Below are 23,813 nucleotides of genomic sequence, written 5' to 3' on the forward strand. Positions count from 1 at the left end.
TAAAGAACGGTGAGTGGATTTATGAAAACAGGGATGGATGGCTGCAGAATTAACGATTAAATTCAAGCCCACGAGGTTAAGAATTAAACTCGCGGGAATCAATAGTGGTCATCCATCCTTTTTACCGAATGTAAGCTATTTTTTATAAATAATCTAAAGCAGCCGCCATCATGGGGTAACGATATTAACTTTAGGGTGAAATTGATCGAGTAAAGACAAGAAATTTTCGAAGCGTTCCTTACTGCCAGAAACAGAAACCTTCTCCGCTTTTTCCATTTCAGACAAATTCTCTCTCCCTAAAGCAATCATGTAGAAGGTTACTCTATCTAACACTAATGTTGTATCAGGTTTGGATGCTACCTTCCCCTTTTTGAAATTTAACACGGAGTTTTCTAGATTCATTACATAGTTAACTTGTGAATCTGTAAATGTAATGTTAAACACCATATTTTTATTTTCTGCTTTTGTTCCATTTAATTTAATCGACAAAAATTTAAGAAAATCATCCACTGGCATATTGAGCAGTGTATCCAGATTCATCATTCCACCCGTTCCCTTCGAGTCTGCTACACCATTCCTTAACTCCTCGGCGCCGGTAAGATAGAAATTACGCCAAACAGAGGATTCAGCCATATATCCTAGCTGCTCATAAGCTTTAGCCAATAAGTTTTTTGCCTCTATATTATTGGGATTCGCCATGACTACATGCTTTAAGACTTGAGCTACCCAGCGGTATTCTCCTTTCTTATAATCAAGTTTTGCCTGCTTAAGAACCTTCTTTTCCCCGCCCATATATTGCACATATTTCTCTCCCGATTCCTCTTGAGGTAAGGGATCTAAGTCGGACGGATTACCGTTGAAATATCCTAAATAATAGTTATATACAGCCTTAACATTATGTTTCAGCGTTCCATAATAACCTCGATTAGCCCAGGATTTGTCTAACTTTTCAGGAAGCTTTAGCTTTTCGGCAATTTCATCCGGCGTAAAGCCCAAATTAGCCAATCGGATAGTTTGGTCATGAATATACTTGTATAAATCACGTTGGCTTTTCAACTGTTCTAAAATGCGCTCTTTATTCCATACAGGCCAAGAATGAGCGGTAACCATAGCCTCTATATCTTTACTTCCGTATAGGTCCACTGTTTTATCCAATGCTTCTACCCATTTTAAGGCATCTCTCGTTTTAGCCCCTCTTAATGTGTAAATATTGTGTAATGTATGCCCTGTGTTTTCGGCTGTCACCAGCGTTTTATAGTCATGAATATAATAATGCATTTCGGATGGAGCTTCTGAGTCCAGAGTCAACAGAAATTCAAACGTTATTCCGTCTATCTCTACCGTTTGAATATCTTTCTTTACTTCCATTGTTGGAGGCAAATAACTAAAAGTTCCGTTACTTAGCCCCGGGCCAATACCGGAAGTAACGAACCCTTTTTCACCAGCAGGCAAAAGGTTGCCAAACATATAACCTGCACGCCGAGACATGATATTACCTAAGAGAACATTTTCACTCAGCGCTTCTTCGTTAAATTTTGCTGGGACAATAATAGGCACTTTTGCTGGATTTTCCGCGTATTGGGCAATGCCTTTTATACCGCCAAAGTGATCCACATGACTATGACTGATAACAATGGCACTTACTGTTTTCTTGGGGCGATGCTCGAAATACAGTTCCATGGCTGCCTTAGCTGTTTTAATTGTAGAAAGCGCATCCAAAACGATTAATCCGGTTTTTCCTTCCACAATGGTAAGCACCGATAAATCCTGTCCCCGAACTTGATAAACGCCATCCACTACTTTAAATAAGCCTGAAATATTTTGTAATTGAGCCTGTCTCCACAAGCTCGGATTTACGGTAGAGCTCGCTGGCTGGTTCTCTTTAATAAATGAATATTGATTGCTGTCCCATACTACGTTACCTTTTGAGTTTTTAATAGGATTCTTATTTAAAGGTGCAATAAATCCTTTATGTGCATTCTTAAAATCTTCCTTATCCGCAAAATCCAACTGTTTATAAACGCCCTTATTTGCTAAAATAGTTGAATGAGTTGCCGGCAGCGGCTGATCAGATGCAGCCTTTATAACGGAAGATCCGGCTAATAAAACCAAAACAATTGGAACGGAAACAATCCCCTTGACAAAAGATTTTCCAAGCATTTTATTCCCCTTTCTTGTTTAATCAGCAAGCACCTCTTTGTTCTTTTAAACGCAAAGCTATTTTTAGACTATTCTAATAATTGTAACTAATTTTATAATTGAATTACCCTTAAGTAAAATTACTATTTTTAATGGTGACTTCAGTTTTACTGATACATGAGCTAAATATATCTGTCAGAACTCATGCTTATTAATGAAGTGAATAGCTGATTGCATCTCCGCTTAAAGTGTCGCCCAAAATAACACTCTCAACAAATTCAGCCTTAAGGTTTGTCCCCCTTAAGGCTTTCATCAAAGTTTTTGCTCTGAACGCATGAATTATGACGATCGCGTTCCTCTTCATTTTGCCTATCTCTTCCTTGCCCTTATCACTTCAACTCACTCCACCACAAGCGCTGGATTAATAGTTTGAGCGAACACATTTACGCTTTTTCTAACTCTTCTTCTTTTTTAGGAGAATAACTGATTCCCACAAATACCAGAATGATTCCAAGCAGCTGGTAAGCATCCGGACGATAGTGTAAAAGGGTTACATCAAGCAAGATGGCAACAACCGGATCTACAAAGACTAAAAGAGCGATGGTTTGAGCCTTTAATTCACGCAAACTACTGAAAAATAAGTAAAACACAAATCCAGTATGAATAAATCCTGTCACAAGGATATAACACCAGTTTGTGAAGGTAAGAGGTATAAAACTTGTCCAATCTACTAACGGCATCAACAATAAAACACCTAAACTTGTTTGAATAACCGTTGTTGACACTGGACTAAGTACTTGAATTCCCTTTCCCGTAATGGAAGTAAGGGCGTAGAAAAAAGCCGCTGCAAATGCCCATAAAATACCGGTAGCGAAGAAACCATCAAGAGTAGTATGTTGATGGATTCCTCCAACTAATAATGTGCCAAAAAAGCAAACAAAGAAAAAGAGCAATCCTATTTTAGTTATTTTTTCTTTAAAAATAACAGAGCCTAAAAGGAGCACAATAACCGGTGCTAAATGATAAATGGACACTGCTACAGTAATAGGCATCAATTCTAAAGAACGAAAGAAAAAGACCCAATTTATGATAAGAAATAGCCCGCATAATAAGGCAAGTAGATACTCTCGACGAGGGATAGGCGCTTGCTTTTGTTGTTTTGTTTTTCGTTTGCTAAAAACCCATATTGCTCCTAAAAGAATGCTTGCACAAAGACAACGCACAAAAACTAACTCTATCGAGTGCAGACCGGTTTTTTCTGAAAATAGACCAATTGAACCAAATATAGCCATAGAGCTGGCAAACTTTAATTTTGCATACATCTAATCCGTCCCTTAAGTCGTTATAAGCATAACGACTATTATTTTTGTGATGAAAAAACAGCTTTATGTTAAGCTGTTTTTTCCTGTCATTACATGAATCAAATCCTCTCGCGATTTCCACAGCGCTTCTAGCTTTTCAGGGCCGAACGCATTTGTGACTTCTTCCACCATAATGTCATGCCGAATATATTCGGTAGCTACAAGAACAAGAGCTGGATCTGTCGACTTCACCGCCCACTCTGAACCTTTGTCGCTAAACTTAGCAATGAGAGCTTCCTCTTCATCTCGAATGAGAATAGTTAAATAGCCATTCATGCGTTTACTGACAATGCCTGGAGCCATATAGTTATGGTGATACGTGTGTCCTAATGTCTTATTTTCCGCCCCAAACAAAACCGTAAAAATCGGTATCGTTCCTTCTTTCTCCCGAACAGCCTTTTCAATCTCTTTCACAAGTGGAGCCCAGATGGACAGCCAGATCTCTTTTTTCGCTGATTGAATCATCGAAAGCATTTCTTGAACGATATGCTCGTATTGGACAATTCTAGTGACCACATCCATCTTTTGATCACTCTCTAACACTGTAAGAGAAGACTCTAACCATTCAAACGATGTATTCATCTCTTCTTTCAGACGAGAAAGCAACCGTTTCGGATCAACAGGTTGATAGACAATGGGATCCGAAGGAACTGTTTGAACAGCTCCTTTATCAAGTAATTTCCCCAACACCTCATAAATCATTGACCGCGGAACGCCCGAACGCTTACTTAATTCATAGCCAGTTATCGCAGGTGATTTCAATAAGCCTATATAGGCCTTACACTCATATTTTGAAAATCCGAGCTTTTGCAATTCAACAATCGCTTTTTCTTCCATAAACCCTCCCGTTAGTAGTTAGTCTTAAAACTACTATAAATTCTTTATACAGAAAAGTCTATAGTTTCAGATAGTTAATGGATTTTTTATTCAAAACGGTTGTACTTTCTAATAAGGTTTGATGAAGAAACTATTATAAATATGGATAAAAGAACGCAAGAAAAAAAGCGTATTTTTAAAAAAGCTGGCTCAAAATACGCTTTATTTCTATATAATTGCTTGATTCTTTTATTAAAAAAGATAAATTATTTCATTTAGTAAAAAATTCATACAGACTTTATTAAACATCATAAGCCATTGGAGAACAGGTTAGAAAAACACATTAAGGCTTCCCTCCAATTGCAGAGAATTTCCTCTCATCAATCCTAGTATTAGGAATAAAAATTCTATCATAGAATTTACAATGACTTGTCTATCAAATGAGAGGGGAAAGCGACTAGATGTTCTCACATATACAAAGAGAAGGAAAAATTTATATATTAATCATTTTTTTATTTCTTTATATAAATGTTTTAGTCACATTTAGTTTTATCTACTTCCTCTTAGATCTCTTGGGTTTAGGATCATTAATCGCCCCCTTTCCATTCAACGATCATAAGAAACTACTCTTGGAAAAATTATTGAACTCCCTGCAATTAAGTGCAACGACCTTATTCTACGGTGTCTATGGAGGCATCGTTCCAATTGGCTGGTCTAGATTGGTCGCTTTTTTTGAGGGGAGCGTTGGATTTTTATTACCAGCACTTATACTGATAAAGTATGTGCCGCTGGAAGATGGTCAGTTGGAACGAAGCAAGTTACCAAAAGCCGAACGAATGATGCACGCCTTGTTTGTTGCGTTAGGTGCTTTTTTTGTATCTCTCGGATTAAAGATTTTTTTAGTGCCGAATCATATTATTGATGGTGGGATCGTCGGTATTTCAATCATTATATCCTATTTAACAGATTTGAAATTAGAATTGCTTCTATTGATTTTAAACCTTCCTTTTCTCTATCTAGGCTATAAAAAAATCGGTAAAAAATTTGTACTAACAACCTTATTAGGGATAGGTATATTATCGTTCGGAACGTTTTTTCTTTACAATGTACCTGTTCCAACTGAAAATCTATTGTTAGCATCGGTTCTGGGAGGAACCTTCCTAGGGATTGGTGTTGGAGTAGTAATCCGGTACGGTGGATCTCTTGATGGGACAGAAATTTTGGGGATTTTGCTTAACCAAAGAATCTCTTTTTCTGTTGGCAAGATCATTATGTTTATAAATTTCTTCATTTTTTGCAGTGCAGGTTTTATCTTTAGCTGGGATAGAGCGTTATATTCATTAATAGCCTATTACATTGCATCTAAAATGATGGATGTAATCATTGAAAGGTTTTAATCCACATATGATCACAGGTACGGGCTGCAAGAAATTAAAATTTGAAGTGAAGTCATATTAATATTAAACAGCTATTTAAAAAACCATGCAATCAGGAGATCGTTTTTTAAATAACTGTTTGGTATTAACATGATTGTATTAGCTTTAATACACTTCTCTTTAAAATTTGCAATATAAGCCTTTTTCTTCTTTTATGTCCGGTTAATTACACAACCGTTCAGCTCAAAGAGGGAGAAGGATGCACACGCTCTTACTTATGTGTGCTGTTTGTCTGAAAGGAATAATGGGAAAAATTTATTTTAGTCCCATTCTTCTTCTGCAAACTCGTTATTGATGATGACACCCGCTTCATATCCCTGACTAGCAGCGCCAATCAGACTCGTAAATGTGTTTTTGGCATCACCGATAACGAATAGCCCTTTGACATTTGTCTGCCCGTGTTCATCAGTTTCATATTCTCCCTTTTCATTTAGCGGAACACCTAGCGTGGCAGGAATCATAGAAGCTTGCTTTTCCCCAGTCGTTGTCATAAATCCCCCTTTTCTTGGGATCGACTCTCCATTTTCCAAAATTAGCCGTTCCATTTTTCCATTGCTCGATGTGATTGCTCGGATCGGAGACTCTTTTAATTGGATGTGGTGCTGCACAAGCTGCTGCTTTTCTTCATCACTGATATTGGCCTCTCCATTTGTAAATACAATTAGATCTTTGCTCCAGTTATAAATAATTTTTATAAAAGGCATCAATGCTTTCCCATTGCCAATTACAGCGAGCGATTCATTCTTCCGTTCCCACCCATCACAATAAGGGCAATGAAATAATGTTTTCCCGTACACTTCCTTTATTCCTGGAATATCTGGCAAATGATCTTTCATCCCCATAGCAGCGATCACCTTTCTGCTCAATACGGTGTTCCCCTTTTTTGTTTTTATGACAAAAACTCCATTGTTTTTATTAATACTTTCAACAACGTCTTTCCATATCTGGACATTAGGATACGCCTTCATTTGTTCATGAGCTGCTTCTCTAATTTCAGAGGGACTTACTCCGTCTCTCGTTAAGAATCCATGTGCTTTAACGGTTACCTGGTTTCTCGGCTTTCCCTCATCGATTACTATTACTTTCTTTAAGGATCTTCCTAATACGAGAGCTGCGCTTAACCCGCCTGGGCCTCCGCCTAAAATGGCTACATCTATCACTCCACTAATCATAGTTCCCTCCTGCTGATTCCACTGTTATTTCTTGACATCATTCATTTCCCTTTCATAAAAAGAAGAAACATGCAAATTTTCTCCTCCCACAGAAGGCGAAAGAAATGATAAAACGGCATTCTTCTGATGAATTTTACGAGTGTTTTCAATTTGTTTTTTATTTTCACAGTGAATACAAGCACTAGCGTTTCCTATTTACATGGTTTTTAATAGAAGGATTTTGAAATGTTATTTGAATTTTTCACATAAATATTTTTGCCAATATTATTGATTGTTCTGTAATCGCGGAAACCCTTTTGGCTTTAAAAACCACGCGGCAAAGCATAAAAATACCTGTTGAAAGCAAGTATTCTTGTGCTCAATTTTCCCTCTCAATCTCTCCCTTTGACAAAGTAATAAAGGAACCAAACAGCGTGGTTTTGTTCATCTGCTGCTGCTCTGCGAAACGTTTCCTTGATATATTGGCTAGGTGCTTCGTCCGCAATGTCTAAATAAAAATCCACTGTTTCTTGTTCATCTTTTAAAGCGAATTCCAGGCCTTTAATATATTTGTTAGGGCAGCGTTCTAAAAGCTGCGGTTGTGGTTGACGTCCGGTTAATTGAATATACATTTGCATGAATTGCTGGAAATGCCTTTTTTCATCTCGACGAATTTCAAGAATTTGTTTTTTCACTCCCTTACTTGGAGCCATTTCCGCCAGTTTTGCATAGCATTGAATGGCCGTATATTCTCCATTGATCGCCTTTTCAACATTGGCAATCAACTGATTAGTTTGCCTGCTTACAATAGAATAATGATACGCATTATGCATATGCTTCCCCCCTATCCCCTTCACTTTATCTTACGGAAAACAAAACAGAGAGGTGCAACATTTAACGTTCCGCTCGTTTCTTCTATAAATATGAAAACCTTTTGTTTGAATTTAAAACCCCATTTACACTTTCATACCCGTATGGGTATAATAGTTTTAACCAGCTCAATAGTTTGTAATAAATAATCTCTATTGCTAAGCATTTATAACCATAGAAAACAGTCTTTCAAAAAAGTGTCCTTATGAAAAAATATCCTTTTCAAGAGGTGAGTAATTTGAATACGATTGGCATAAAGGAAAACCTTCTGCCATTTTCATTATTAGTCGTTATTAATTTATTTGTAGGCTCCATGATCGGCCTTGAAAGAACCATTCTTCCTCTCATAGGGGAAGAGCAATTTGGCATTGCTTCAGCCAGTGCCGCCCTGTCTTTTATTATCAGCTTTGGATTTTCGAAAGCGATTGTTAACTTCTTTGCCGGAAATTTAGCAGACCGGATCGGAAGAAGACAAGTGCTGTTAATAGGCTGGTTTATTGGATTATTCGTTCCATTAATCATTATTTTTGCTCAATTTTGGTGGATGATTGTATTTGCTAACATCCTGTTAGGAATTAATCAAGGACTCACATGGTCCATGACCGTAAATATGAAGATTGATTTGTCAAAAAAGACACAGCGTGGCTTAGCTATCGGATTAAATGAATTTGCCGGTTACATTGGGGTGGCCTTGTTTGCTATGATTTCAGGATACACGGCATCCAACTATTCTTTGCGCCCCGAACCATTTTACATTGGCATCGGTATTGCCGTTTTTGGCTTTTTGCTTTCATTAGTGATAACTGACACAGAAAAACATATTAAAAATTTAAAGATAGACGATGTACAAACAAATAATTTAAAAACTGTGTTTTGGAAAACAACTTGGAAAGATAAGAATTTATCAAGTGCCAGTTTTGCTGGATTGGCAACCAATTTAAAAGATGGTATGGCCTGGGGGTTATTCCCGTTATTTTTTTCTTCAAGGGGATTGACCATCGGACAGATTGGATTAATTACGGCTATTTATCCCGCAGCATGGGGAGTTTTTCAGCTTTTTACAGGGGCCCTGAGTGATCAGATTGGCCGTAAATGGTTAATTACCGTCGGCATGTGGCTGCAGGCTTTTTCTCTTTGGTCACTCCTCTTCATCGATACCTATTCCTTATGGATTATAGGAGCAGCCTTGTTAGGAATTGGAACAGCTATGGTCTATCCAACTTTGATAGCATCCATCAGCGACATTGTCCCTTCAAGCTGGAGAGCTACCTCTACAGGTATTTATCGTTTCTGGCGTGACAGTGGTTATGTCTTTGGCGCACTGATGGCCGGTATCATTTCTGATAGGCTAAATGTAAGCTGGGCGATTGGTTTAGTGGCATGCTTGCCTTTAGCAGCAGGGATGATCACAGCTATGAGGATGAATGAGACATTGAGGAATACCAAAGAAAATTTCTAAATGCTATAGTTAATCATAAATATATTATGTAAAGTTGTACGTTAATAAAAAGGACGCAAATCTGCGTCCTTTTTATTAACCATTGATCTGTCCGTTTTCACGGTCGCTTGCTTCATCTTTAATTTCCGCCCGCATTCCCGCAATGCTTTCTCTTCGGCGTGCGTTCTTCTCTTCAATCGCTTCACGCTGTTCCGCTTCAGCATTCATCATGGTTTCTTCTGCTCTTTCCATGTTTCCGATTGTATTTTCTACCATCTCCTGCAATCTTTCCACATTGTTTGATCTGTCATCTGGTTTTGGTCTGTTGTTCATCCCATAATCCTCCTTTTGGTGATTGTACATACAGTAGCTTCTCCTATTTAGAGGATCTTTAATGTGGTAATTTGTGGGTTGTTTGAATTGCACACATCATGACATTTATTTTTATGATGATTCTTTAAAAGATAACTGTTGATATTGATTAAACAAAGCCGGATAAACAAGTCTTGCCAAAATTATGCTGGTTAAAGCTGCTGTTGCTAAAGAAGAAAAGACAATAATTAGCTGAAAACGAACGGCCTGGACCGGATCAGCACCCGCAATAATTTGTCCTGTCATCATCCCTGGCAACTGTACAAGCCCAATGGTTTTTGCGCTGTCAATGCTGGGAATCATGCTGGCACGGACCGCATCTTTTAAAATCATCTGTACCGCTTGTTTAGGTGTGCCTCCGAGCGAAAGAATAACATTTATTTCCGCTTTTCTTGAAATAATTTCGGCTTTCATCCTGTTCAGTAATAAGCTCGCTATGATCATCGAACTCCCGATGATCATCCCGCTAAATGGGATAACGTACCTTGGGGCTGGAGGAATAATCTTCAACCCAATTAAAAACAGCATGGACACTGCCTCAATAACAAACAAAGTCATAACTATTCGCCAGCTGATCCCCGGAATCTCGGCCTTTCGTTTGACAATATTGAGAGTAGCAACGGCAATCATTAAAACAATCATAATAAGCATAAAAACAGGGTTATCTGCGGAAAAGATAAAGGTTAGAACGTAACCGATGGCCATTAACTGGATAGCAGAGCGGGCAGCTGCAATAATGATGTCCTTCTCTAATCCAAGCTTTAATCCGCTTGACAGTAGAACAGCCACCCCAACAAATATAACGGCTAAAGATAGTGTAAACAAACTCATGTTATGCTCTGCCTCCACTTAGTTCGCCCCGTAAAAATCGGCGTGTTAACTCTTCTTTTGGCTGGTGGAAAAATGACTCTGTATCTGCCTTTTCAATCAGCTGCCCCTCTACAAGCAGCCACGTGTAGTGTCCAATTCTTCGTGCCTGCTCTAGATCATGAGTCACCCATAAGATCGTTTTGTGCTCATCTTTATGTATTTTCATTATTAATTCTTCTATCTCTCTGGCTGCTGAAGGGTCTAAAGCCGAAGTAATTTCATCAAGCATTAATATAGAAGATTCATTTACAAGCGTTCTTGCAAGTGCCACTCTTTGTTTCTGGCCTCCTGAAATTTCCTCTGCGCTTCTTTGCAGTAAATCTTTTGAAAGACCTACATAACGAAGCAATTCTTCAGGGGAGGAGAGCGCAGTACCATGAATTCGCGCTGCCAGTAGCAAATTGTCATGCACTGTTCCTGGGATCATCGGGGCTGTCTGAAAAGCCAGCGCTGCCTGTTGTCGCAGCTTATTTACATCCCAGTTTCTTACTTCTCTTCCCTGTATCCATACTTCCCCCTCATCCGGAGTCAGCAACAGATTGCAAAGAGACAGAAGCGTGCTTTTCCCTGAACCAGAAGGCCCCACCAGCGTAATAATCGCTCCTTCGGGTACCTCTGCTGTCACATTCTTTAGTACCATGCGTTTTTCTTTGCCATTTACCTGAAACTTTCCAGCCTGTTTGAATTGAATCATCGTCTTTAATTGAACCATATTATTCCTTGTTCCATTCCCTCCTCGCTGATCCTTATATTATATAAGTTCTTTTCCATTATATAGCCTTAGTCTCAAAAAGGCTGTCTCAAAAATTGCGATACGCAATTTTTGAGACAGCCTCTCATTGAATCCGTTTTGCTTGTATGACCAGACGATACTTTGATGAATGTTGCAGATGACAAGTTACCAGTGACAGCAGCAACTTTCCCCTTTGCGCCTGCAGTACGTTTACCTCTTCAGGTGCAACAATTTTCTTATCAAATACTTTAAACATCATTTGTCGATCTTCTGTCTCCAGTTTGACTAAGCTGCCGCTCTTCAGTTCCCCTAGTCTGTTAAAAAAACTTGCCAAACACAGCGGGGCGGTGCCCTGCAATAGCAAAGCTTCCATCTTGCTTTCCGGGTTCATCTAAACGATAAACATTATTTATTAAAACATACACATTCTTACCTGTTCTCTCTACAAGAGAGAATGAGGCACCATATACTGGTGTAGCTTTTTGATAAATTCCAAGCAAAAATATAGACATATGATTGCTACTATTTATACAATTCTTTATAAATCATCTATAGATGCTTTTAAATCTTTTTACCCACTTCTAGCCATTTACCAAGCGAGCATTATGGTCATATTTCTTTAATTTGACAAAATATACATTACTTTTTACCTATTTATATATAAGTTTAAATACTTATAATAGATATATATATTATTTAGGGAGTTGAATTGAGTGGAAGCTAAGTCCAGTTTAATGAAAAAGCTTTTTCCGCTGTTCGCCTTAATCGCCATCGCTGTAGCAGCGATTTCCTGGTCATTGAAAGACGTTGATAAGGCAGTCACTATTTCCTTCTCGTCAATGGAAAAGATTATACAGGAACAAAAAGGAGCTCCTGTTTCTTTACAAGAAAAGCCTGACGGCGCTCTTTATCTCACTACTAAAGATCACCAATACGTCTCCTATACTTCTCCCGGAAGCACTTCGGTAGACCGATTGGTTGAAACCTATAATATTCGTTATTCTTACTCAAATAAAGGGCCCTATGACAATTTAATAATCGGGGGTGTGCTATTAGTAATCGTCGCTGCTGCTGCTGTTCTTTATAAAAAGGGAAGAAGCGGTACCACTTCTTCAACAAAAGCGATGAAAAACAGTTTATCGAAAGCGATCCCCCTTCCTTCCATCACGTTAAATGATGTAGGTGGACTATCAGCAGAAATGAAAGCGGAGATTAAGCAAACCTTGTCTATCCTAAAAAATCCCGAGCGTTCCGCTGAAATTGGCGTCAAAGCTCCAAGAGGCATCTTGTTATACGGGCCTCCTGGGACTGGTAAAACATTGCTCGCTCAAGCGATTGCAAAAGAACTGAATGCCAACTTCTTTTCAGCAAGCGGATCGGCTTTTACCGAGTTATTTGTCGGGGTTGGAGCTTCTCGTGTCCGCAGTTTATTCGAACAAGCAAGAAAACAAAAACCAGCCGTGATTTTCATCGATGAAGTGGATGCTCTAGCCGGCCGCCGCAAGGCTCATGGCGGAGAGGAATCTGAAAAGACGCTAACCGAACTTCTTGTTCAACTCGATGGCGGCCACTCCAATGATGATATCCTTTTTATAGCTGCTACCAACAGAAAAGACATGCTTGATGAAGCCTTCCTTCGTCCCGGACGGATTGATTTCTCTTTCCTCGTTCCATTGCCAGACACAAAAGGCAGACGAGAAATTATCGACATTCACATTAAAGGAAAAAAACTCGCTGAAAATGTGCTCTCCTCACTCGGTGATTTAGCAGAAAGTACGTCTGGGTTTTCAGGTGCGGAGTTAAGTTCACTATTTGAGACGGCTAGCCGAAGTGCGATTCGTAACAACCGCAGCATCATTGAAAAGAGCGATCTTGACTATGCGTTAGATCGTACAATTCTTGGAAGCACTTCACGTACGCTGCAAGACCCTGAAACAAAGCGCCGGGTAGCGATTCATGAAGCAGGCCATGCTTTAGTTGCTGCAGCTACCAAACCGGGGTCGGTAAGAAAAGCCACTATTATTCCAAGAGGACAGGCGCTCGGTTATGTCGCTCCTATCCCAAAAGAATTGCATCTATCCACCGCCAGTGAGCTGCTTGATCAAGTCGCCATGATTCTGTCAGGCGGCACAGCAGAACGAAAATTTCTTGGTGAACATAGCATCGGAGTCAGTGGTGACGTTCAGCAGGCCAAACAAATCATTGAACAAATGGTAGATATGGGTGTGCTGCAAGATGGCTTTACATTAACCTTTGTTAAAATGGAACGGGAATCAAAAATGCAACAGTTATTTGACAAAGCTCTCTCTATTTCAGAACAATTGATTGCAGAACGCGAAGAACAATTCCATCAATTAGTAGACGCTTTACTAAAGAAAGAAACATTAGAAGGCTGGGAAGTAGAACAAATCGTCAATGGTGTGCCCGCCTCTGATAATAAGGAATTGGTGCTTGCTTAGATCTTCCTTCTAGAAATAAACAATAAAAACCTGGATCGACAAACGATCCAGGTTTTTATTGTTTAAATTTCGCTTCGGTAGAACAGGCTTGTCCTAGATATCTTTTACTTTTTCCGGATTGGGAATGGGCGATATCATAGTTATTTCTTCTTCTCTGTTCTTCTCCCTTCTTCTTCTTACTACAAAGAAAGAAGAAATAACTATGATGCTAAATAGAGATGTAAAAATAAACTGCGGCCGTTGCGAATCAACAATTGCCATTAAAATGAGCACAAAAATCATTGCAAAGATGGTCGCGTAGGTTAAATATGGGAAAAGCCACATTTTCACTTTTAGAACTCCAGGGTTTTCTTTTTCTGCCCTTTTTCTCAGACGCAAATGAGAAATGGCAATGACTAGGTAGACAAGAATTCCGACGCCTCCGGAAGAATTTACCAAAAAGAAAAATATTTTATCTGGGGAGGTATAACTAAATATCGTGCTGATGAAAGCAAATAACGTGCTTCCTACAACAGCAAAAACAGGCACTCCATTTTTACTTATCTTTGCAAATAATTTTGGAGCATCCCCTTTTTGAGCGAGCGAATATAGCATACGGGAGCTCGTGTACAGCCCAGAATTTAAGCAGGAAAGCAAAGCTGTCAAAACCACTATGTTCATAATAAGAGCGGCATAAGGAATTCCCATCATTTCAAGAACAGAAACAAAAGGGCTTTTTAGTAATGTCGCTGAACTCCAAGGCAAGATGGTCACCAATACAGCAATGGAACCAATATAGAAAATCAGGATACGCCATACTACACTATTTAATGCTTTTCTCACAGATTTCACTGGATCAGACGTTTCACCCGCTGCAATAGCTGGGATTTCCACACCTACGAAAGCATGAAAAACAATGGCAATACCAACAATGACCGACTCAATTCCATTAGGTATGAAACCGCCTATATTTAACAGATTAGATGTGCCCGGCGGTTTAACATTTGGCACAAACCCAAGAATAACTGCTGCTCCTAAACCTAAAAATAAAATAATGCTTACTATCTTAATGATGGAAAACCAATATTCAAATTCACCAAATGATTTCACAGAGAAAATATTAGTAAGTTTCAATAAAACAATTAAAGCAAGACTTATTAGCCACACCGGCACAGAAGGAAGCCACTCGTGGATAATCGCTGCGCCAGCGACTGCCTCTAAGGCAATAACAATCACCCAGAAGAACCAGTATAACCAACCTGTCGCATAACCTGCCCACTCTCCAATCCCTTCTCTTGCATACACAGCAAACGATCCTGTGCTCGGGTTCACTGTAGCCATTTCTCCTAGCATTCTCATGACTAGAACGACGATGAGACCTGCCAGTGCATAAGATACAATCGCCCCTGGTCCAGTTTTACCAATGATAATGCCGCTCCCCACAAATAATCCGGCACCAATAACTCCACTTAGAGATATCATGGTTAAATGTCTTTGTTTAAGGCCCGCTTTTAATTCTTCTTGTTGATGCTCCAAGTTATCCACCAACTTTCAATATTTTTCCGTGAATGCTTATTAGTAAGCGTTTACAAATGGGTTTAGTAAGTATTTGACTAAAACCCAGCTTAACATATTGTTTATTTCCCCTTTTACTAGGTGAATCTGTCTTTTGAAAGGCAGCAAGCAAGCAACGGTAATAGTTTAAATAACCTTTTTTAAACTAGAGAAAACATTTTTTTAAAAAAAGGGGCTTTTTTCGGAAAAGCCCCTTTTGTTTTTTACCAGTTTTTATGATCAAGATGTGCATACTTTTCAAGGAGACGAGTCGGCATTTGCAATGCATCTTTTCTGAATGGCGGTGCCAACTGTGTACCGTCTACAAGAATATCAATAACTGTTGGCTTCTTGGAAGCTAGCGCTGTTTGAATTGCTTTTTGTAAATCTTCTGGATTATCCACACGGATGCCTTCTGCCCCCATGCTCTTCGCCACTTCAGCAAAGTTCGGGCCTTCGATGTCTGCCCCGACAAACCGATTGTTATAGAAATCCACTTGGTTTTTCTTCTCAGCGCACCAAGCCCCATTATTAAATACACAAGCGATAACAGGTAGGTTCTGTTCTACGGCTGTGCTCACTTCATGAAGACTCATGCCCCAAGCGCCATCACCAACAATACAAAACGCTGGAGAAGATGGATCAGCAAGAACAGCCCCCATAGCAGCCGGATAAGCGAATCCGCAGTTACCGAACGTTAACGCAGCCAAATGCTTGCGCGGCTGATTGAATGTTAAATAGGCATTGGACGTAGACGATGTATTGCCAATATCAGAAGCAACGACTGCATTATCTGGAAGCGCACGGTTAATTTCAAGCAAGGCTCTTCGTGGATTCATTGGATTACCTGGAACCATGGCTAAATCAACAAGCTCTTGCTCCCACTTCTCTTTCTCTGCTGCAATTTTTTGCAGGCGCTCCTTGTTTGGCTCGAAAGAAGCCCCGCTGTTTTCCAAGCGCGTTAAGATTTCTGCTGTTGAATCATAAGCATCACCAAGAATCCCTACTTCGACTGGATGTGTTCTTGCGATATTGCGATGGTTGATATCAATTTGAATAATCTTCGCATTTTTAGGGAAATAATCAATATCATAGCATGGAAGAGTTCCAAATACAGACAATCTTGTACCGATCGCTAACAGCACATCTGCTTCCTGTAAAGAATGCATTGCTGCTTTTGATCCCATATAACCAATCGGTCCAACCGCTTGCGGATGATCAGCTGGGAAGGCATCATTATGCATGTAAGAAACAGCTACCGGTGCACTTAATTTTTCCGCCAAATCTTTTACCAAGTCAACGGCATCCGCATCCACAGCTCCTCTTCCGGAAATGATAACAGGGTTTTTAGCTGTTTTTAATAGTTCCACTGCTCGATCGACTGCTGCAGAATCGCCAAATCCTTTTTTCTCTACACGATACTGGGATGGTTTTAAAATATAGTCTTCTACTTCGCCGTAGAAATAGTCACGCGGAATATGGTAAAGAACTGGGCCGCGTTCTGCATAAGCAAGACGGAAAGCTGTGCGCAAACAATCTGCCACGCGGCTTGGATGTGTTACTTTTACTGTTGCTTTTGTAATTTTGTCGAATACAGAAGCTTCATCACACTCTTGGAAACCATCCCAGCCGATTGTTTTCGTACCAGCTGATGGAGCAATCACGATCATTGGTGTATGCGCCATATTAGCAGCTGCTACTGAAGTAACCATGTTCGTAACCCCTGGTCCATTTTGTCCGATGACGACTCCCGCTTTTCCTGTCACCCGTGTAAAGGCATCTGCCATATGAGCCGCACTTTGTTCATGACGTACTGGGATAAATTTGATCCCCGCTGTTGGCAGCAAATCAAGCATATCCATGAAAGCCGACCCTAAAATCCCATACATTTGATCGATGCCTTCAGCAAGCAATGTTTCAACAATTGCCTCACTCGGTGTCATCTTTAATTTTTTTCCTTGCATAACCTCTAATTCTTTTTCTGCTTTAACCATTTACCCCTCATCCTCTCTTTTTTGATTCACTTTTATCGTTAAAATTATTTAGTATCATTAAAAACCTCAAACATGGTATTAACAAGGAAGTGAAGATCTTCCTCTGTAGAAGAAAGCGGTGGTGCTACAATGAGCACATTGTTGAATCCGGGAACTGTATCACCGTTTCGTCCGATAATCAGTCCTTTTGCTTTACACTTGGCAATGATGCTGCCGATGATTTCATCAGAAATCGGCTCCTTTGTATCCTTATCTTTTACGAGCTCTAAGCCGTATAGGAACCCTTTTGATCTTACTTCCCCTACATATGGATGGCTCGCTAGCTCATTTAATTTACCTAAGATTAGTTCTCCAAGCCGGGCTACTCTTTCTACAATGCCTTCTCGCTCAATAATCTCAATATTTTTCAGAGCAACCGCGCAACTTGCTGGGTGTCCTCCGTACGTTGAAACGTGGCGAAGGTGGTTGTCTGTTCCTTTTTCCTTGAACTTTTCATAAATGCGGGAATGAACGGCTGTTGCCCCAAGCGGCAAGTATCCACTTGTCAGTCCTTTCGCCATTGTAACGATGTCAGGCTGTACACCTGCTGAATGCATGAAGCCGAACATCTTGCCTGTACGCCCAAAACCGGAAACCACTTCATCGATAATGAGCAATACATCATGCTTCTTGCAAATGTCAGCTACTCGCTGCAAATACTCGCTCGAAGGGACAATCACGCCACCTCCGGAAATAAATGGTTCCATGATCACTGCTGCGACTGATTCGGCTCCCTCCCACGTAATCATCTGGTCAATTTGATCCGCTGCTACCTTATCACAATTTGTTACTTCTTCACCAAACGGGCAACGATAGCTGTACGGAGGTGGAACATGCAGGAAGCCCGGCACGCCCGGATCGTACTTCACTCGTCTGTTTGCTTGCGCCGTTGCACTTAATGCACCGAGAGTTGATCCATGATAGGCCCGGTACCTGGAGATAAATTTATATTTTCCTGGATTTCCGTTTTGTTGATGATATTGTCTCGCAATCTTGAAGGCGGTTTCATTTGCTTCAGAACCGCTATTCGAGAAAAAGGTTTTATAGGAATCTCCCAGTAATTCGCTTATCTTCGCAGATAATTCAATCGCCGGCTGATGGCTTAACGTCAGCGGAAAATAGGAAAGCTTTCTCATTTGTTCTGCAGCAGCTTCTACAATTTCCTCGCGACCGTGCCCTAAATTTAAGCACCAGAGCCCTGAAACTCCGTCCAGATAACGTTTTCCTTCAAGGTCTGTGAACCATGCACCATCGCCTGATTCAGCAATCATTGGCTGTCCGCCTTCTACATGGCGGCTCATCGCGTGCCACAAGTGGTCGTTATCTTGTTTCACCAGCTTTTGATTATCTTTCACTTCCAATTGAGCCATCCTGTTTGCCCCCTTTAACAAGTATTAATAACTAGCTAATCATCTATTAAACTCAGCTGCTGCCGCAGCGAATTTACAAGAAAAAGCTTTTACTTTCTTTCGTTCTCCTCCTCTGCTCTTCTCTTTGTCATATCATGTCGTCAGGTCGTCCGTACCAGTTTGTGTACCTCTCTGTTGTTATTTATATTAAATCATACGTTTTGAAAATATTCAATCAATTCTAAATATATTATTTATTGCAAATTCTATTTATGCTTATCTGCATTTTTAATAGACAGGGAACGACAGAATACCTATCAAGAAACAGCTCTTCCCCTTATCTAGCCGTCCCCTCTTCAATTGTTCTTTTTACTTAGCTTCATACGAAATGAGTACATATCAGAGCGGAAAGAGGCCACGTAGTATTCAACCAGCCTGCCAGAGTGATCCCAAAGCTTTCGCTCCGTATTTAACACATTGAACAAATCAGGCACATCTAACAATTCGGCATCTTCGGCGCTTAAAAAGCCGCTCGTAAGCAATTGCTCTGCCTCCGCTAACTGAATGCCAAGATTTTCTTCCATTAAATCAAAAAGAGTCCCTTTATCAATATCGAATTCAGCTAATTTACTACCAATATCGACAGGATAATATTGCAGTTCAATAGCGAGTGGAATGTCGTTAGCATACCTAACTCTCTTGATAAAATAAGCGATTTTAAAGCCTGTGGCTTCGATGATATCGGCTGGTGGATTAATTACCCCATGTGTAACGAGCTTAGCTCCCGGCTCCATCCCCATTTTCCGTATCGTTTCTGTCGTACTTGTTAATGAACCGAGCCAATCTTGAATAGCTTTAGAAGAGATAAATGTTCCTTTGCCATGGACTTTTTCAACAAGCCCTTCTCGAACAAGGTGGGCAACCGCTTCTCTCACCGTACTTCTGCTCACTTCATATTCATCCATCAGCTGACGCTCACTCGGAATCTTGCTCTGGTACCTTCCTTCATGAATTAATCCTTCTATCTTGTTCCTTAACTGAATATGAAGCGGCACCGGATCTTTAGGATTTAGCTTCTCCACATACATACCCCTTTCTCCATCATTTTTTAAGCCTTGCCAAAAAGCGGTGATTCTTCCTTCTTCTCATCTTGAGATGATTTTATAAAATTGTAACACATTATTAAAAAACAGGTATCAACAGAATTCAATATAGAATTCTATCGACACCTGTTCTTAATGAATCTTACTAGATTGTGAGAAAACAAGGTCTTTTAATTTTTTGCTTGTCAGCTGTAGAGCCTCTTCAAAATAGACCATGTAGAATTGCCTTGTTAACTTTACACCATCAATCTTTACTTCTTTTAATGTCCCCAGCTGCAGCTCTTTTTTCACGGCTGATTTTGAAATGATTGAGATACCAATATCCGCTTCTACAGCGCTTTTAATAGACTCTGTATGTTCTAACTCCAATACCGTCTTTAACTCGTTGGGGTCCACTTGATTTTTTCTTAAACTGCCTTCAATAACTTGTCTGGTGCCAGAACCTTTCTCCCGAATAATGAATGGAAGGGAAGTGAGCTCTTCTTTCAATATGCTATCGCTAATAATAATTTGTGAAGAGCTAGAAGCAATCAGGATTAATTCGTCTTCCTGAAATGGGATTTGTTTCAAATTAGGATAGGATAGCATAGATTCAATAAATCCGAGGTTTAATTCATGCTTATACAATTTCTCAATAATTTGCTCCGAGTTGCACATTTTTAAATGAACATCGACGAGCGGGTAGCGCTTTTTATAGTTTGCAATTAAAAACGGCAACACATGCTCGCCAATTGTCAGGCTGGCTCCAATGTTTAAACTGCCGGCGACCTCTCCCTTTAATTCTTGCAGTTCATTTTGGATTTCGTTCATTAAAAAAAGCATTTTCTCCGCTTTTTTATATAATATTTGACCTGCCGGTGTTAAATCTACCTTTTTGGTTGTACGTTCAAATAGCTTCGTTTGAAGCATATCTTCTAAATGTTTAATTTGTAGACTGACAGATGACTGGGAGATATGCAGCTCTTTCGCCGTCTGTGAAAAGTTTTTATTGTTTGCTACCGCGTAAAATAACCGTAAATATTCTAAGTTCATTTGTCTTCTCCCCTCTGTTTCCTCTTTCATTATAAATGAAGCAGAAGGAACTTTTCACTCAAATCATGCGGAAGATGAATAAAACCAGAGGAGAAAGCGCCAACAGACCAGCAAAACCAACAATAGCAACTCCTACTGGCTTCATCCCTTCTCTCGCAAAGTCTTTGTAATTAACATTTAATCCAAGCCCCGCCATCCCCATTGCAAGCAAGTATGTGCTTAACAAAAGCAAATAGGTGACAACACTCTCCGGTATGAAATCAAGAGTGTTAATAAAGCTGGCGAATAAAAAACCAAAAATAAACCATGGGATCGGCAGACTTTTCAATCCTTTCTCCGTCAATTCCTTTCTATTGATGATCAAGCTGATGATTAAAGCGACCGGTATTAATAAAAGCACTCTTCCAAGCTTCACTACGATAGCTGCCTGGCTGCTTTCTGCCCCTCCTGGTACAGCTGCAGCGACAACATGGGCCAGCTCATGCAGTGTCGCTCCTGTCAATACACCATACTCATACTTACTGATTGGTAAATGGGGGAATAAAAAGATATAAAGAAGTGCACCGATCGTTCCCAAAATAGCGATACATGAAACAGCGATGGCTGTGTGCTCTTGTTTATTCTTAATGATGGGTGCTACCGCAATAATAGCAGCAGCCCCACAAATCGCTGTGCCTGCCGCAATCAACATTGATAGGTGTTTGTCTAATTTGAATACCTTTCCTAAAAGCAGGATAAATGTCATTGTAAAAGCGATGACAAGCACATCTGTTGCTAACACAGCATAACCAGCTGCGGCAATATCCAGCAAGTTCAGTCGAAAGCCCAATAAAATAATTCCCGCGCGCAGCAATACCTTGCTGCTGAATTGAATGCCTTCCTGATAGTCAGCCTTGACGTGAGCAGTATTTTTCCAAATCATGCCGATTAAAATAGACAAAATCATAATCCCCATGATTTGAAAAAAAGGAAGTTTGGCAATGAAGCCCGCAATCACTGCAATAAGAAAAGTTAACGCCACTCCTTTTGCCACTCTATGGGGCTTGCTTTGTTTTTTCGGTCTCTCCTGTGCATAGGATTGCATTCTTTGTGCTTCCAACCTGACCACCTCCGTATTAGTTAAATTAAACGTATCACAGTTTTGCCTGATCATTATTTTGATTATGTGATAAGTGTTATTGTATTCTTTCATGGAAAGTAGCCGTTTTAGATGGTTAGCTGCTACTAGTCACCTTACAGGAGTCAGTTTGCATTCCTAACCGACACTTTTATCAAGCAAACAAAAAAACGACCTGTAAAAGGCCGTTTTGCTAAATACTTATTTCTTATCTCTTCGGTTTTCACTTCTATTTTCTTCTTTGTTTTCTTCCCTGCTTTCCTCTTTTCCAGAAGGCCGTCTTCCCCACCAAAACTCATGAACGCGCCGCATATGTTCTTCACGTTCCATGCGTTCCTCGCGCTCTTCCCCTGCCATTTTATGATCCGGCTTATGGTGCTTGTTTTTCATGTTAAACTCCTTCCGCATGTTATTTTGTCATAACATCTTATGCGCTGTGGAGAAAAAGGTGCAGGGATCAACCTCTTAGATAAATAAGTCACCCGTTATCTTTTAGCTGCTCGAAACCCAGCTGCTTCCGCTTCTGCTTTTGTGCAAAACATTTGCTCCGGCTTTGTTATGTCATAGGATTGATTTCCAGGAATGTGGTAGATTTTTTCACCCGAGCTTGAGATATTGCCTTTAATTTTGCAATCGTCCGCTGGAGCAGTCCTCTTTTCTTGTTTTACTGATTCTGTGTTATATCCGCGATCCGTTACGTAATCCTCCACTGACCAAATGCCCAATCGCTGTTCACGTGCTTTCTGTTGTACTCGTTCAAAGCGATCAACATATTTTGTATTCGGCGGAAAAACCGCCACACGAGCCAGCCCTTTTGCAATCAGCTGTTCATTCACTAGCTTGTCGTTAAGCCACACGTAAGCAAGCACCCGGCCATAGCGGTCACGCTCTTGTACATCCATTTCCAACGATACTTTCTTATCGGTCAATAGCGTCTTAGTATAAGCAGAAGCCTCCGGGCCAAAAGGCTGAACGCCAAGCCGCGGGTGCTTTGTTTCTGGCGTGTCGACCAATGTCATTCGAACCCGCTCTTTCTTTCCATTTGCTAATTGAACATCGAAAGTATCACCATCAACTACATAAACGACAGTACCTGCCAAGCCCTTATCACTGTCGGTCTCATCGTTGCTGTTAAAGGCCGCGGACTTATCTGTTTCTTGCACTTTTCCTGCATTGTCAGACTGCTGATTTTCTGTGCTTCCCTGTTGTTCTTCTATTGCACAGCCACTAACCATTAAAAAAATAGCTGTCAATAAAATTAATTTAATCTTACTCATAACAAACACCTTTTCTTCGATTCTATTCTTTAGATGTGTATGCATAAAAATAGTGTAGTACATCATCTACATATTGCTCGCTGTGATTATAGGAATAAATAGCTTTTTTCAACTGTCCATCAGCTGCCCCATGGGCTTTTAAATAGGCAGCTGCACTAAAAACAGCGTCTTCAAGATCAAAAGGATCCGCTTTTCCATCTCCATTCGCATCCACTCCGTATCCCCCATATTTTTTTATAATGGCCGGGTTCACTTTGTCTTTGCTTGAAATATTTCCTTTTCCAAGATCGCTGCACGTAGGATGACTCCATCCGACAAAGGTGCATGGCATGAATTGCATAGGCCCTTCTGCGCCGGCTGGTGATATCATCGATTCCATTGTTGAAAACTTGGTTTCTACCCGATGATGGGCGGCTAACAGCTGCCAGGGCACGCCGTACTCCTTCTCTGCAGCTTTATATATAGGGACATATTCCTTTGGGATAGACGGTTCAATAACAGTGTCTTTAGGAGCGTTTCCCTGATGGAACGCCACATATACCATTGCAATTATAAATAGTAAAAAAAATAATTTTCGTTTTACCGATTTTTTTAGCTTTCTTTTTTTCATGGTGTTCTCCTCAATTAGAAAGTCGGTTCGCATCTATATTAGATAACTGTAGAAAAATCTGCAAGCAATAACGATGCTCACCTAAAAAGGCCGTCCTGCATTCGGCAGAACGGC

At 40.1% G+C, this 23,813-nt stretch carries 21 protein-coding genes; 3 read left to right on the plus strand and 18 right to left on the minus strand.

Annotated features, from left to right (window positions below; translation table 11 throughout):
- Positions 1-168: 168 nt before the first annotated feature.
- The 3 genes from MKZ02_RS16150 to MKZ02_RS16160 form a co-directional block, all read right to left on the minus strand.
- Complete coding sequence (locus MKZ02_RS16150; RefSeq protein ID WP_340854526.1) at positions 169-2,160, minus strand: alkyl/aryl-sulfatase; 1,992 nt, start codon at positions 2,158-2,160, stop codon at positions 169-171.
- A 422-nt stretch (positions 2,161-2,582) separates the two neighbouring features.
- Positions 2,583-3,461, minus strand: a complete 879-nt coding sequence (locus MKZ02_RS16155; protein WP_340854527.1) for a DMT family transporter — start codon at positions 3,459-3,461, stop codon at positions 2,583-2,585.
- 63 nt (positions 3,462-3,524) lie between these two features.
- Positions 3,525-4,337, minus strand: a complete 813-nt coding sequence (locus MKZ02_RS16160; RefSeq protein ID WP_340854529.1) for a TrmB family transcriptional regulator — start codon at positions 4,335-4,337, stop codon at positions 3,525-3,527.
- A gap of 440 nt (positions 4,338-4,777) precedes the next feature.
- On the opposite strand from MKZ02_RS16160, the gene MKZ02_RS16165 reads away from it, so the two are divergent.
- Complete coding sequence (locus MKZ02_RS16165; protein ID WP_340854530.1) at positions 4,778-5,713, plus strand: YitT family protein; 936 nt, start codon at positions 4,778-4,780, stop codon at positions 5,711-5,713.
- A gap of 299 nt (positions 5,714-6,012) precedes the next feature.
- On the opposite strand, the gene MKZ02_RS16170 is transcribed toward MKZ02_RS16165, so the two are convergent.
- Together MKZ02_RS16170 and MKZ02_RS16175 are read right to left on the minus strand one after the other, a co-directional pair.
- Positions 6,013-6,924 (minus strand): NAD(P)/FAD-dependent oxidoreductase, encoded by a 912-nt coding sequence (locus MKZ02_RS16170; RefSeq protein WP_340854532.1) that lies wholly within the window; start codon positions 6,922-6,924, stop codon positions 6,013-6,015.
- A 371-nt stretch (positions 6,925-7,295) separates the two neighbouring features.
- Positions 7,296-7,736 (minus strand): ferritin-like domain-containing protein, encoded by a 441-nt coding sequence (locus MKZ02_RS16175; RefSeq protein WP_340854533.1) that lies wholly within the window; start codon positions 7,734-7,736, stop codon positions 7,296-7,298.
- Between the two features lie 242 nt (positions 7,737-7,978).
- Here MKZ02_RS16175 and MKZ02_RS16180 point away from each other — a divergent pair, with 242 nt between their 5' ends.
- Positions 7,979-9,232, plus strand: a complete 1,254-nt coding sequence (locus MKZ02_RS16180) for an MFS transporter (RefSeq protein WP_340854534.1) — start codon at positions 7,979-7,981, stop codon at positions 9,230-9,232.
- A gap of 75 nt (positions 9,233-9,307) precedes the next feature.
- Here MKZ02_RS16180 and tlp read toward each other — a convergent pair whose 3' ends face one another.
- The 4 genes from tlp to MKZ02_RS16200 all read right to left on the minus strand — a co-directional run bounded on the left by tlp (position 9,308) and on the right by MKZ02_RS16200 (position 11,559).
- Positions 9,308-9,544 carry a small acid-soluble spore protein Tlp gene (tlp, locus tag MKZ02_RS16185; protein ID WP_120038209.1) on the minus strand — a complete coding sequence of 79 codons (237 nt, stop codon included), beginning with the start codon at positions 9,542-9,544 and terminating at the stop codon, positions 9,308-9,310.
- Positions 9,545-9,655: 111 nt separating this feature from the next.
- Positions 9,656-10,414 (minus strand): ABC transporter permease, encoded by a 759-nt coding sequence (locus tag MKZ02_RS16190; protein ID WP_120037498.1) that lies wholly within the window; start codon positions 10,412-10,414, stop codon positions 9,656-9,658.
- Position 10,415: 1 nt separating this feature from the next.
- Positions 10,416-11,165 (minus strand): ABC transporter ATP-binding protein, encoded by a 750-nt coding sequence (locus MKZ02_RS16195; protein ID WP_259455739.1) that lies wholly within the window; start codon positions 11,163-11,165, stop codon positions 10,416-10,418.
- A 124-nt stretch (positions 11,166-11,289) separates the two neighbouring features.
- On the minus strand, positions 11,290-11,559 hold the full coding sequence (locus MKZ02_RS16200; RefSeq protein WP_340854538.1) for a sortase: 270 nt from the start codon (positions 11,557-11,559) through the stop codon (positions 11,290-11,292).
- 340 nt (positions 11,560-11,899) lie between these two features.
- Between MKZ02_RS16200 and MKZ02_RS16205 the strand changes: the two genes are divergently transcribed.
- Complete coding sequence (locus MKZ02_RS16205) at positions 11,900-13,645, plus strand: AAA family ATPase (RefSeq protein ID WP_406910388.1); 1,746 nt, start codon at positions 11,900-11,902, stop codon at positions 13,643-13,645.
- A gap of 93 nt (positions 13,646-13,738) precedes the next feature.
- On the opposite strand, the gene MKZ02_RS16210 is transcribed toward MKZ02_RS16205, so the two are convergent.
- From MKZ02_RS16210 to MKZ02_RS16250, 9 genes are all read right to left on the minus strand, one after another.
- The gene (locus MKZ02_RS16210) at positions 13,739-15,160 is read right to left on the minus strand and encodes an amino acid permease (RefSeq protein ID WP_445324330.1); all 1,422 of its coding nucleotides are present in this window, start codon (positions 15,158-15,160) and stop codon (positions 13,739-13,741) included.
- Positions 15,161-15,402: 242 nt separating this feature from the next.
- Positions 15,403-17,172, minus strand: a complete 1,770-nt coding sequence (xsc, locus tag MKZ02_RS16215) for a sulfoacetaldehyde acetyltransferase (RefSeq protein ID WP_340854540.1) — start codon at positions 17,170-17,172, stop codon at positions 15,403-15,405.
- A 44-nt stretch (positions 17,173-17,216) separates the two neighbouring features.
- Positions 17,217-18,581 carry an aspartate aminotransferase family protein gene (locus MKZ02_RS16220; RefSeq protein ID WP_340854542.1) on the minus strand — a complete coding sequence of 455 codons (1,365 nt, stop codon included), beginning with the start codon at positions 18,579-18,581 and terminating at the stop codon, positions 17,217-17,219.
- 335 nt (positions 18,582-18,916) lie between these two features.
- The gene (locus MKZ02_RS16225; protein WP_120038201.1) at positions 18,917-19,642 is read right to left on the minus strand and encodes a GntR family transcriptional regulator; all 726 of its coding nucleotides are present in this window, start codon (positions 19,640-19,642) and stop codon (positions 18,917-18,919) included.
- A 153-nt stretch (positions 19,643-19,795) separates the two neighbouring features.
- Positions 19,796-20,695 carry a selenium metabolism-associated LysR family transcriptional regulator gene (locus MKZ02_RS16230; RefSeq protein ID WP_120037490.1) on the minus strand — a complete coding sequence of 300 codons (900 nt, stop codon included), beginning with the start codon at positions 20,693-20,695 and terminating at the stop codon, positions 19,796-19,798.
- Between the two features lie 58 nt (positions 20,696-20,753).
- On the minus strand, positions 20,754-21,803 hold the full coding sequence (locus tag MKZ02_RS16235) for a YeiH family protein (RefSeq protein ID WP_406910391.1): 1,050 nt from the start codon (positions 21,801-21,803) through the stop codon (positions 20,754-20,756).
- Positions 21,804-22,013: 210 nt separating this feature from the next.
- A complete protein-coding gene (locus MKZ02_RS16240; RefSeq protein WP_120037488.1) occupies positions 22,014-22,202 on the minus strand; it encodes a hypothetical protein in 189 nt (62 codons plus the stop codon).
- A gap of 95 nt (positions 22,203-22,297) precedes the next feature.
- The gene (locus MKZ02_RS16245; RefSeq protein ID WP_340854547.1) at positions 22,298-23,089 is read right to left on the minus strand and encodes a thermonuclease family protein; all 792 of its coding nucleotides are present in this window, start codon (positions 23,087-23,089) and stop codon (positions 22,298-22,300) included.
- 22 nt (positions 23,090-23,111) lie between these two features.
- Positions 23,112-23,699, minus strand: a complete 588-nt coding sequence (locus MKZ02_RS16250) for a lytic transglycosylase domain-containing protein (RefSeq protein ID WP_120037484.1) — start codon at positions 23,697-23,699, stop codon at positions 23,112-23,114.
- Positions 23,700-23,813: the final 114 nt, after the last annotated feature.

This window comes from Pseudobacillus sp. FSL P4-0506, from assembly GCF_038003025.1.
Classification (GTDB): domain Bacteria; phylum Bacillota; class Bacilli; order Bacillales; family Domibacillaceae; genus Pseudobacillus.

What these genes read in the sequence shown, in the direction of transcription:
- MKZ02_RS16250 (WP_120037484.1), bottom strand. Translation starts at nt 23,699, where the DNA reads ATGAAAAAAAGAAAGCTAAAAAAATCGGTAAAACGAAAATTATTTTTT.
- MKZ02_RS16160 (WP_340854529.1), bottom strand. Translation starts at nt 4,337, where the DNA reads ATGGAAGAAAAAGCGATTGTTGAATTGCAAAAGCTCGGATTTTCAAAA.
- MKZ02_RS16170 (WP_340854532.1), bottom strand. Translation starts at nt 6,924, where the DNA reads ATGATTAGTGGAGTGATAGATGTAGCCATTTTAGGCGGAGGCCCAGGC.
- MKZ02_RS16190 (WP_120037498.1), bottom strand. Translation starts at nt 10,414, where the DNA reads ATGAGTTTGTTTACACTATCTTTAGCCGTTATATTTGTTGGGGTGGCT.
- MKZ02_RS16175 (WP_340854533.1), bottom strand. Translation starts at nt 7,736, where the DNA reads ATGCATAATGCGTATCATTATTCTATTGTAAGCAGGCAAACTAATCAG.
- MKZ02_RS16155 (WP_340854527.1), bottom strand. Translation starts at nt 3,461, where the DNA reads ATGTATGCAAAATTAAAGTTTGCCAGCTCTATGGCTATATTTGGTTCA.
- xsc (WP_340854540.1), bottom strand. Translation starts at nt 17,172, where the DNA reads ATGGTTAAAGCAGAAAAAGAATTAGAGGTTATGCAAGGAAAAAAATTA.
- MKZ02_RS16240 (WP_120037488.1), bottom strand. Translation starts at nt 22,202, where the DNA reads ATGAAAAACAAGCACCATAAGCCGGATCATAAAATGGCAGGGGAAGAG.
- MKZ02_RS16150 (WP_340854526.1), bottom strand. Translation starts at nt 2,160, where the DNA reads ATGCTTGGAAAATCTTTTGTCAAGGGGATTGTTTCCGTTCCAATTGTT.
- MKZ02_RS16180 (WP_340854534.1), top strand. Translation starts at nt 7,979, where the DNA reads ATGAAAAAATATCCTTTTCAAGAGGTGAGTAATTTGAATACGATTGGC.
- tlp (WP_120038209.1), bottom strand. Translation starts at nt 9,544, where the DNA reads ATGAACAACAGACCAAAACCAGATGACAGATCAAACAATGTGGAAAGA.
- MKZ02_RS16245 (WP_340854547.1), bottom strand. Translation starts at nt 23,089, where the DNA reads ATGAGTAAGATTAAATTAATTTTATTGACAGCTATTTTTTTAATGGTT.
- MKZ02_RS16195 (WP_259455739.1), bottom strand. Translation starts at nt 11,165, where the DNA reads ATGGTTCAATTAAAGACGATGATTCAATTCAAACAGGCTGGAAAGTTT.
- MKZ02_RS16220 (WP_340854542.1), bottom strand. Translation starts at nt 18,581, where the DNA reads ATGGCTCAATTGGAAGTGAAAGATAATCAAAAGCTGGTGAAACAAGAT.
- MKZ02_RS16200 (WP_340854538.1), bottom strand. Translation starts at nt 11,559, where the DNA reads ATGGAAGCTTTGCTATTGCAGGGCACCGCCCCGCTGTGTTTGGCAAGT.
- MKZ02_RS16230 (WP_120037490.1), bottom strand. Translation starts at nt 20,695, where the DNA reads ATGAACTTAGAATATTTACGGTTATTTTACGCGGTAGCAAACAATAAA.
- MKZ02_RS16165 (WP_340854530.1), top strand. Translation starts at nt 4,778, where the DNA reads ATGTTCTCACATATACAAAGAGAAGGAAAAATTTATATATTAATCATT.